The 1,854-nt window shown below is 78.0% G+C and carries 2 protein-coding genes; both read left to right on the forward strand.

What is annotated here, in order from left to right; genetic code table 11:
- Positions 1-172 precede the first annotated feature (172 nt).
- Positions 173-1,423, forward strand: coding sequence for a cytochrome P450 (locus ACZ6NC_RS34160; RefSeq protein ID WP_465737750.1), 1,251 nt, complete (start codon positions 173-175; stop codon positions 1,421-1,423).
- Positions 1,420-1,713, forward strand: coding sequence for a ferredoxin (locus tag ACZ6NC_RS34165; protein ID WP_465737751.1), 294 nt, complete (start codon positions 1,420-1,422; stop codon positions 1,711-1,713). The genes ACZ6NC_RS34160 and ACZ6NC_RS34165 overlap by 4 nt, the downstream gene beginning before the upstream one ends.
- Positions 1,714-1,854: the final 141 nt, after the last annotated feature.

Genomic DNA, 1,854 nt, shown 5'->3' on the forward strand with positions numbered 1-1,854 from the left:
TGGACTCCACGAGCGTCGACGCCACCCTGCCTGCCACCAAATCCCTCCTCGACACCCCCCCCCCCCCCCCCCCCTCCCTCCCCCCCCCCTCCCCCCCCCCCCCCCCCCCCCCCCCCCCCCCCCCCCGCCGGGCCGCCACGCGCCGCCCACCGCCCTGGAGTCTGGAGTACGGATGTCCGCCGAGAACAGTGCCCCCCGCGCCGGCACCGGTAGCGCCCAAGCCGCCATCGCAACCGACACCGCCGAGCCCCCGCTCCCCCCGCTGCACTGCGTGCGCCGCCTGGCCCCTGGCCCGCCGCGGCTCGGCACGCTCCCCACCGGCACCCCGGTCTGGCTGGTCAGCCGCCACGCCGACGTCCGGCAGGTGCTGACCGACCCTCGGCTGGGCCGCGCACCGCTGCTCGCCCCCGACGCGCCCCCGGTCTCGCTGGTCCCGAACCTCCTGGACGACCCGCAGGGCCTGCTCAGCCTCGACGGCGCCGAGCACCAGCGGCTGCGCCGCACCGTGCAGCGGGCGTTCACCCCGCGCGCGATCGCCCGGTGGCGGCCATGGGTGGCCTCGGTGGTCGAGGGCCTGCTCGACGAGCTGATCGACCAGGGCTCGCCCACCGACATCGTCGCCGCCTACACCCGCCCGCTGCCGACGGCCGTCATCAGCCGGCTGATGGGGCTGGACGGCCTGGACGGCAAGCGCCTCGGGCACTGGAGCGACCACGCGCTCGCCACCACCGCGTACTCCGCCGAGGCGATCCGGACGGCGCTGGCGGAGTTCGCCGACTTCAGCGTCGAGCTGATCGCCGAGCGCCGCGCCGCCCCGGGCGAGGACCTGGTCAGCAGCCTGCTGGAGGCGGCCGGGGAGAACGGCGACATCACCGAGCCGCAGCTCGTCTCGCTGGTGATCGGCCTGGTGGTGGCCGGGCACGAGACCACCATGACCGCGCTCGGCAACGCCCTGGTCTACCTGCTCGGCGACGGCCGCGAGGCCTGGCAGCGGCTCGCCTCCGACGAACAGAGCGCGGCGGCCGCCACCGAACAACTGCTGCGCGCCATCCCGCTCGTGGACACCGCCCACCTCCCCGGACTGCTGCGGCGCAGCACCGAGGACGTGGAGATCGGCGGTGTGGTGATCCCGGCCGGCAGCGTCGTCGCCGCCGATACCGGCACGGCCAACCAGGACCCGGAGGTCTTCACCGGTGACCTGCTGACCGAGCTGTTCTCCCCGCCGGCCGCGCCGATGCTGACCTTCGGCGCCGGACCGCACCACTGCCTGGGCGCCTGGCTGGCCCGGATGGAACTGGAGCTGGCCCTGCACCGGTTGGCCCGCCGGCTGCCCGCGCTGCGGCTCACCGCGCCGACGGACGCCATCGACTGGCGGCGCGGCCTGGTGACCCGCAGTCCGCACACCCTCCAGGTCACCTGGTGACGGCCGACGCGGCGCGGCCCGCGGGGCCGGCGGTCACCGACCCGGTGGTGGTCCGCGTCGACCACGGGCGCTGCGTCGGCTCGGGCATGTGCGCACTCGCCGTGCCCGGGTCGCTGGTGCTCGGCGCCGACGGACTGGCCCACCCGGTGCGGGCGCCGCGGCCGGCCGGCGCGCACCCTGTCGGGGAGCCGCTGACGGCGAAGCTGGCCGAGGCGGTCGACTTCTGCCCGGTCGAGGCGCTCGCCCTCTACTCCGCCCGCGACGGCCGCCGGATCGCGCCCGCCGGGTGAGGCCCGCGTCGACGCGCCCCGGGTGAGGCCCGCCCGCCGTCGGGGGGGGGGGGGGAAGGAGGGGGGGGGGGGAAGGGGGGGGGGGGGGGGGGGGGGGGGGGGGGGGGGGGGGGGGGGGGGGGGGGGGGGGGGGGGGGGGAA

The sequence above is a fragment of the Kitasatospora sp. NPDC041988 genome (genome assembly GCF_055588525.1).